This is a genomic window from Streptomyces sp. NPDC054932 (assembly GCF_053610205.1).
The window spans coordinates 3,014-9,699 of sequence record NZ_JBSGXU010000254.1 but is presented as its reverse complement, the minus strand read 5'-3'; the positions used below and the strand labels follow the sequence as shown (position 1 = coordinate 9,699).

Sequence of the window (6,686 nt, the reverse complement as noted above, 5' to 3'; positions counted from 1 at the left end):
GACCTGCTGCTGGCCCCGGATCCGGCGCCCGGTCCGGGGCTGCCGGCCACCCCGCCGAGGATCACGGCCCCCGGCCCGTCCCCGGACCACCCGTCGTCGCCCGCTCCGCGGCCGTCCGGATCCGGGCTGCGGACACCGGACGTGGACTCCTCCGGGACCCCGGCCGTGTCCTCGCCGCCCGCCCGGTCGGTGAGCCCGTCGGCCCCGGTCTCGCCCAAGGCGTCGGGGTCGCCGTCCCCGTCGGCGAGTCCGTCCGGAGCCCGCGGCAGCGTCATGACGTCCTCGCCCCCGCCGGCCTCCGCCCCGCGCTAGGGAGTGTCCGCAAAGTGGCGTCGTCCGCCCGGAGGGCAGGCCCCGCCGAGCAGACGGGACTTTGCGGCCACGACCCAGTGCCCGTCTTGCCGATCAGGCCGGGCTCGCCCGCCCCGGCGCGGCCCCGGCCCCTGCCCTCAGTGGCGGAGGTTCTCCACCGCCGTCACCAGCGGGGCGAGCTCCGGGATGCGCGAGGCCTCGTCGAGGGCCTCGCGCAGGGCGGTGTCATTGGTCGGGCGGGCCGTGGCCAGGAGGGCCAGGCCCGCCTCGCTCACGTCGGTGTAGATGCCCCGCCGGTCGGTGTCGCAGATGTAGCGGTTCAGCAGGCCGCGGTCCTCGAGCCTGCTGACCAGCCGGGTCGTCGCGCTCTGGCTGAGGACCACGGAGTCGGCCACCTGGTGCATCCGCAGGTGCCCGCCCGGTCCGCTGTGCTGGCGGCTGAGGACGTCGAGCAGTGAGTACTCGCGCACGCTGAGGCCGTGGCCGGCCTGCAGGGCCCGTTCGATGTGCGCCTCGATCCGCCCGTGCAGGAGGGAGAGGGCGCACCAGCCCTGGGCGAGGGCGGTGAGCGCGCTGTCCGTGGCCGTCATGGGCTCCTCCATCGAAGCGTCCGGGCGGGGAGTGTATGACCACCAGGATAGTCCACACGTGCAATAGCCCGCGCTTGCAAATATCCCGCGTCTGCAATTAATGTGGACGCAAGCAAGCGGCGACCGCAATCAACCGCGACCGCAAGCAACGGTGAACGCCCTGTCGCCCCTGCACCCGCACCACCCCCTCCCCTGAAGGACACCTCCCCCATGCCTCTCGCACTCCTCGCCCTCGCCGTCGGGGCCTTCGGGATCGGCACCACCGAATTCGTGATCATGGGTCTGCTCCCCGAGGTCGCCGGCACCTACGGGGTCTCGATCCCCGCCGCGGGCTTCCTGGTCACCGGCTACGCCCTCGGCGTCGTGCTCGGCGCGCCGCTCATGACCGTGCTCGGCACCCGCATCCCCCGCAAGCGCATGCTGATGCTGCTCATGGGCCTCTTCATCGCGGGCAACGTGCTCTCCGCCCTCGCCCCCGCCTTCGAGGTCATGCTCGCCGGCCGGGTCGTCGCCTCACTCGCCCACGGCGCCTTCTTCGGCATCGGCGCGGTCGTCGCCGCCGAACTGGTCGCCCCCGAGAAGAAGGCCGGTGCGATCGCCATGATGTTCACCGGCCTCACCGTCGCCAATGTGGTCGGCGTCCCGCTCGGCACCTTCGTCGGGCAGACCCTCGGCTGGCGCGTCACCTTCCTGATCGTCGCCGCGCTCGGTGTCGCCGGCCTGCTCGGCATCGCCCGGCTGGTACCCGAACTGCCCCGCCCCGAGGGCGGTGTGCGGATCCGCCGCGAGCTCGCCGCCTTCCGCAACGTCCAGGTACTGCTCGCGATGGCGATGACCGTCCTCGGCTTCGGCGGCGTCTTCGCCGCGATCACCTACATCACCCCGATGATGACCGACGTCGCCGGCTTCGCCGACTCCTCCGTCACCTGGCTGCTCGTCCTCTTCGGCCTGGGCATGGTCGCCGGCAACCTCATCGGCGGCCGCTACGCCGACCGCGCCCTCATGCCGATGCTGTACGCGGCCCTGGGCGCCCTCGCCGTCACCCTCGCCGTCTTCACCCTCACCGCCCACACCAAGGCGGGCGCCGCCGTCACCGTCGTGCTGATCGGCGCCCTCGGCTTCGCCACCGTCCCCCCGCTCCAGAAGCGCGTCCTCGACCAGGCCGCCGGTGCGCCCACCCTGGCCTCGGCCGTCAACATCGGCGCCTTCAACCTCGGCAATGCCCTCGCCGCCTGGCTCGGCGGGCTCGTGATCACCGCCGGCCTCGGCTGGACCGCCCCCAACTGGGTCGGTGCGGCCCTGGCAGCCTCCGCCCTGGTGCTCGCCCTCGTCTCCGGCGCACTGGAACGCCGTACGGCAGGGCGCGCGGCCCGCGGCGACCGGGGCACGGTCGTGGCGGCCGGAGCGCCCGGGACGTCCGCGGCCGTCCCCGCCCACCACTGATCCACCCCCTCCCCGTACCCACCCCCGCAAGGAGATCCGCATGTCCGCCCCCGCCCCCACCCGCACCGCCGTATCCCCCCTGACCACCGGGGACGCCGAGCTGCTCGTCCGCGCCGCCGCGTCCGCCGCCGAAGCCGCCGGGATCACCGTCAGCGTCACCGTCCTCGACGCCGGCGGCCACCTGCTCGCCTTCCGCCGCGACGACCGCGCCGTGCTGATCTCCGGCGAGACCAGCACCCGCAAGGCCTACACGGCGCTCCAGCTGAACGCGCCCACCGCCGACCTCGTCGAAGCCGTCCGCCCCGGCGGCCCCTTCCACACGCTGCCCACGGCCCTCGACCGTCCGCTGCTGTTCATGGCGGGCGGCCTGCCCGTCCACCGCGAGGGCCGTCTCATCGGCGCCATCGGGGTCGGCGGCGGCGCCCCCGAACAGGACCACGGCTTCGCCACCGCCGCACGCGACGCCCTGGTCTGAGACCGCCGGGTCGCGCGCCCGTGTCCCCCGTGCCACGTTGGTACGGGGGACACGGTCACATGATGAGCACACCGAGGCGGAGCAAGAGGGTCCACGTCATCGCGACGGCTACGGTCGCCGCGCTGCTCACCCTTGCCCTCCCGGGCTGCACGGCCGCCTCGGAGGAGGCCCGCGCCCCGGCCGCCCCGGACTCCTCCACGACCGCCTCCACGAGGGCGGCCGCCCCGGCCGAAGCCGCCCCGACCCCCACGCCCTCCCCGACCTTCGCCCTGTCCACCGCCCCGCGCACCATCCCCGCCGTGCGCGAGCACGTGCCCGCCCGCGGCCCCGGCTGGAAGCCCACCCCCGACGCCCGTGTGGTCGTCGCGCCGGACGACACCGCCGCGCTGTCCGACGAGGCCAAGCTGCTCGCCGGCGAACTGCGCATCGGATACGGGGAATCGGCGGCGCCGCGCGCGGGCGATGTGGAGCTGTCCCTGGACGCGGCTGCCCCGGGCGGGCCCGAGTCGTACACCCTCGACGTCAAGGACGGCCGGGTCCGCATCAACGCATCCGACCAGGCCGGGGTCTTCTACGGCACCCGCACCCTCAAGCAGGCGGTCAAGAGCGGCGGTTCCGCCCCCGAGGGCACCGTGCGCGACGCCCCCGCGAAGCCGCAGCGCGGCCTCAACCTCGACATAGCCCGCAAGTACTTCACCCCGGACTGGATCAAGGACCGGCTGCGCGAGATGGCCGACCTCAAGCTCAACCAGCTCGGCCTGCACTTCTCCGACGACCAGGCCTTCCGCATCCAGTCCGACACCCACCCCGAGATCGTCTCCACCCCGCACCTCACCAAGGCCCAGGTCCGCGACATCAACGCGCTCGCCGCCCGGCTGCACATCACGGTGGTTCCCGAGATCGACTCGCCCGGCCACCTCGGCGCGGTGCTGCGGGCCCACCCCGACCTGCAGCTGCGCGACACGCAGGGGCGGGCGGTCAAGGGCGCCGTGGACATATCGAACCCGGCGTCCGCCAAGCTCGTGGACGAGCTGCTGCGCGAGTTCCTGCCGCTGTTCCCCGGCGGGGCCTGGCACCTGGGCGCCGACGAGTACCAGGCGCTGGTCTACCGCGACCCGCAGGCGTCCTTCCCCCAGCTCGCCCGCGCCGCCCAGCAGCGGTACGGGCCCTCGGCACGGGTCCAGGACCTGGCGACGGGCTGGCTGAACGACCGCGCGGACGTGGTCCGGCCGTCGGGGAAGGCGCTCAAGGCGTGGAACGACGGGTTCTTCGCGGGCGGGGTGACGAACGCGGCCAAGGACATCCAGGTCGAGTACTGGACCGGCAAGGAGACGGGCGCCCGGCCGCCGCTGGAGTACCTGCGCGAGGGCCGCAAGCTCGTCAACCTCAACGACGAGTTCCTCTACTACGTGCTGGGGGAGCCCAACCAGTTCACGTACCCCACCGGGAAGCGGATCTACGAACAGTGGACCCCGCTCGTACTGCGCGGCACGACCCCCGTCCCGGCCTCGTACGGGCCCCAGATCCTGGGCGGGCGCCTCGCCATCTGGAGCGACCTGTCCGGAGCCCAGACCCAGGCCCAGGTGGCCCAGGGCATCCAGGCCCCGCTGGCCGCGCTCTCCCAGAAGGTGTGGGACTCCCGCACGCCCCAGCTGCCCTGGGCCGACTTCAAGGCCCTCGCCGACCGCCTCTGAGCGGTCCGCGGCAGCAGCCCGCGGACGCCCCGGCTACAGCTGCCCGGTGGGGCCGGTGCGCTGCCCGCGGCGCCGGAGCCACTGGCCGGCCAGCGGCAGCGACAGGACCACCGTCAGCGTCCACGTGGCGGCGAAGGCCCAGAGCAGGAGCCGGGAGACGGTGACCGAGGCCGCGACGAAGAGCGCCGCCGTCACCGCACCGAGCAGCCATGCCGCCACGATGCGGTGACGCCGGTGGGACGTCCTGGACCGCAGGATCCGGTCGAGGGAGCGGTCACCCTTGAGTTCGGCCTCGATCGCGGAGAGGGCGCGCTGCTCACGATCGGAGAGTCCGGCTCCGTCCATCACGACGTACCTCCGCCGGCTGCTGCCGTCGGGCGCGGGTCGCAGCCTCTGGCCTGGGAATACCCGGCCTGACGGGGTCCAACCCCGTCAGGCCGCCATGACCGCTGCCCGCGGTCACCAGATGGAGTTCACCCACTCCGGGTGGTCGATGAACGGGTTGCGGTTGTGCTGGTACACGTCGAATATGACCTGGTTGCGGCGCTGCTCGAAGGCGTCCGGCGGGTCCATCTGGTTCCACTGCTTCAGCAGGCTGATCCGGCCGAAGAGCGGCGCGGAGCCGTTGTTGACCTTGTCGTTCAGCTCCAGGTCCGCGAAGCCGTCACCACCGTCGTAGCGGACGGCCATGTACAGCAGCATCCGCGCCACGTCGCCCTTGACCGCGTCGCGCGGCTCGAAGGAGTCGGCGTCGGTCAGGCTGCCCGGCGCCTCGCCGACCGGGCTGCCGCCCTTGTCGAAGTCCTTGTTGCCCCGGGTGCTGTTGACCGTGACGTCCTCGGGACGCAGGTGGTGCAGGTCGGTGCCCGGGCCGGTGGCCGTGCCGAAGTCGCCGTGGCTCTTGGCCCAGACGTGCTCCCGGTTCCAGTCGTTCGCCCCGCCGCCGTTCGTCGCCTTGGACTGCGAGCGGCCGGAGTAGAGCAGGATGACGTTGTTGGGGTTCGCCGGGTCCTGATCGGTCGCCTTCAGGGCGTTCCACACGCCGTCGTAGGTCACCTTGGACTGCGTCTTGATGATGTTGTGCAGGGCGGTCTTCAGCGCGGCCCCGGTCTTGCCCTGGGCGCTCGCGTAGTAGTCCGCGTACGGGTCGACCGCGGCGGCCGCCGGCTGCTGCGGGGCGGTCGTGCCCTGCTGGCCTGCGGCCGCGGCCGCCGGTACGGCGAACAGGGCGGCGGCTGCGAGGCCGGCCGCCCAGGGGGTCAGGCGCGAGATCTTCATCTGGTGGGGGGTACCTCTCCATACGCACCGTCCCCGCCCGGGGAATTGGCGGAGTGTCAGTGGCAGTGCGAGGGTCACATTGTCATGTGCCGAACAGATGAAGACCACGTGTCGGGAGTGCGGATCTTCGTGTGTGCCGGTCGTCCGGCGCGGGCAGGGTAGCGGTGGCCCCCGGCGGGGCCGCACCGTCCGTGACCAGCCCCATCTGGAGCAGCCCATGGCAGTGAAGATCCTCATCGTGACCGGCGACGCGGCCGAATCGCTGGAGGTCCTGTATCCGTACCAGCGCCTGCGCGAGGAGGGGTACGAGGTCCACATCGCGGCACCGCAGGTGAAGAAACTGCGGTTCGTGGTCCACGACTTCGAGGACGGCTTCGACACCTACACCGAGAAGCCCGGCTACACCTGGCCCGCCGATCTGGCCTTCGCGGACGTGGTCACCGAGGACTACGCGGCCCTGGTCGTCCCGGGCGGCCGGGCGCCGGAGTACCTGCGCAACGACCCCGAAGTGCGCCGGATCCTGGCGGCCTTCGCGGAATCCGACAAGCCGATCGCCCAGATCTGCCACGGCCCGCTCATCAGTGCCGCGGCAGGGGCCCTGACCGGCCGCCGGGTCACCGCGTATCCGGCGCTCGAGCTGGACATGAAGGCGGCCGGGGCGGAGTTCGAGGACTCCGAGACCGTCGTCGACGGCACCCTGGTCTCGGCCAGGGCCTGGCCCGACCACTCGCGCTGGATGAGGGAGTTCCTGACCGTGCTGCGCAGCAAGGCCCCGGTGGCCTGAGCGGGCTTAACGAGCACACGGGCGGGGGGCGGGCCCCACGGGGGGGCCCCCGCGACCCAGACGGTCAGGCGGCCCGCCGGGGCCGGCCCCCCCCCCGCCGCCCGGCCGTA

7 protein-coding genes and 1 pseudogene are annotated in these 6,686 nt (G+C 73.0%); 4 read left to right on the top strand and 4 right to left on the bottom strand.

Annotated elements, in window-relative coordinates; all coding sequences use genetic code 11:
- Together ACWGE1_RS37535 and ACWGE1_RS37530 are read right to left on the bottom strand one after the other, a co-directional pair.
- Positions 1 to 275 (bottom strand): annotated as a pseudogene (locus tag ACWGE1_RS37535) (hypothetical protein); the annotation flags it as partial.
- A 174-nt stretch (positions 276 to 449) separates the two neighbouring features.
- On the bottom strand, positions 450 to 902 hold the full coding sequence (locus ACWGE1_RS37530; RefSeq protein WP_453424952.1) for a MarR family winged helix-turn-helix transcriptional regulator: 453 nt from the start codon (positions 900 to 902) through the stop codon (positions 450 to 452).
- Between the two features lie 210 nt (positions 903 to 1,112).
- Here ACWGE1_RS37530 and ACWGE1_RS37525 point away from each other — a divergent pair, with 210 nt between their 5' ends.
- From ACWGE1_RS37525 to ACWGE1_RS37515, 3 genes are all read left to right on the top strand, one after another.
- Positions 1,113 to 2,345 (top strand): MFS transporter, encoded by a 1,233-nt coding sequence (locus ACWGE1_RS37525; RefSeq protein WP_453424951.1) that lies wholly within the window; start codon positions 1,113 to 1,115, stop codon positions 2,343 to 2,345.
- A 40-nt stretch (positions 2,346 to 2,385) separates the two neighbouring features.
- Positions 2,386 to 2,820 (top strand): GlcG/HbpS family heme-binding protein, encoded by a 435-nt coding sequence (locus ACWGE1_RS37520; RefSeq protein WP_453424950.1) that lies wholly within the window; start codon positions 2,386 to 2,388, stop codon positions 2,818 to 2,820.
- A 62-nt stretch (positions 2,821 to 2,882) separates the two neighbouring features.
- Positions 2,883 to 4,514 (top strand): beta-N-acetylhexosaminidase, encoded by a 1,632-nt coding sequence (locus ACWGE1_RS37515; RefSeq protein ID WP_453424949.1) that lies wholly within the window; start codon positions 2,883 to 2,885, stop codon positions 4,512 to 4,514.
- Between the two features lie 33 nt (positions 4,515 to 4,547).
- Here the strand turns inward: ACWGE1_RS37515 and ACWGE1_RS37510 are convergent, their stop codons facing one another.
- Together ACWGE1_RS37510 and ACWGE1_RS37505 are read right to left on the bottom strand one after the other, a co-directional pair.
- Positions 4,548 to 4,859, bottom strand: coding sequence for a DUF3040 domain-containing protein (locus ACWGE1_RS37510; protein ID WP_453424948.1), 312 nt, complete (start codon positions 4,857 to 4,859; stop codon positions 4,548 to 4,550).
- Between the two features lie 114 nt (positions 4,860 to 4,973).
- Positions 4,974 to 5,792 (bottom strand): endonuclease I family protein, encoded by an 819-nt coding sequence (locus tag ACWGE1_RS37505; RefSeq protein WP_453424947.1) that lies wholly within the window; start codon positions 5,790 to 5,792, stop codon positions 4,974 to 4,976.
- A gap of 217 nt (positions 5,793 to 6,009) precedes the next feature.
- On the opposite strand from ACWGE1_RS37505, the gene ACWGE1_RS37500 reads away from it, so the two are divergent.
- Positions 6,010 to 6,576, top strand: a complete 567-nt coding sequence (locus tag ACWGE1_RS37500) for a DJ-1/PfpI family protein (RefSeq protein WP_453424946.1) — start codon at positions 6,010 to 6,012, stop codon at positions 6,574 to 6,576.
- Positions 6,577 to 6,686 lie beyond the last annotated feature (110 nt).

Excerpts from the sequence above, each read along its gene's own strand:
- ACWGE1_RS37500 (WP_453424946.1), top strand. The coding sequence starts at position 6,010 with ATGGCAGTGAAGATCCTCATCGTGACCGGCGACGCGGCCGAATCGCTG.
- ACWGE1_RS37520 (WP_453424950.1), top strand. The coding sequence starts at position 2,386 with ATGTCCGCCCCCGCCCCCACCCGCACCGCCGTATCCCCCCTGACCACC.
- ACWGE1_RS37530 (WP_453424952.1), bottom strand. The coding sequence starts at position 902 with ATGACGGCCACGGACAGCGCGCTCACCGCCCTCGCCCAGGGCTGGTGC.
- ACWGE1_RS37515 (WP_453424949.1), top strand. The coding sequence starts at position 2,883 with ATGAGCACACCGAGGCGGAGCAAGAGGGTCCACGTCATCGCGACGGCT.
- ACWGE1_RS37505 (WP_453424947.1), bottom strand. The coding sequence starts at position 5,792 with ATGAAGATCTCGCGCCTGACCCCCTGGGCGGCCGGCCTCGCAGCCGCC.
- ACWGE1_RS37525 (WP_453424951.1), top strand. The coding sequence starts at position 1,113 with ATGCCTCTCGCACTCCTCGCCCTCGCCGTCGGGGCCTTCGGGATCGGC.
- ACWGE1_RS37510 (WP_453424948.1), bottom strand. The coding sequence starts at position 4,859 with ATGGACGGAGCCGGACTCTCCGATCGTGAGCAGCGCGCCCTCTCCGCG.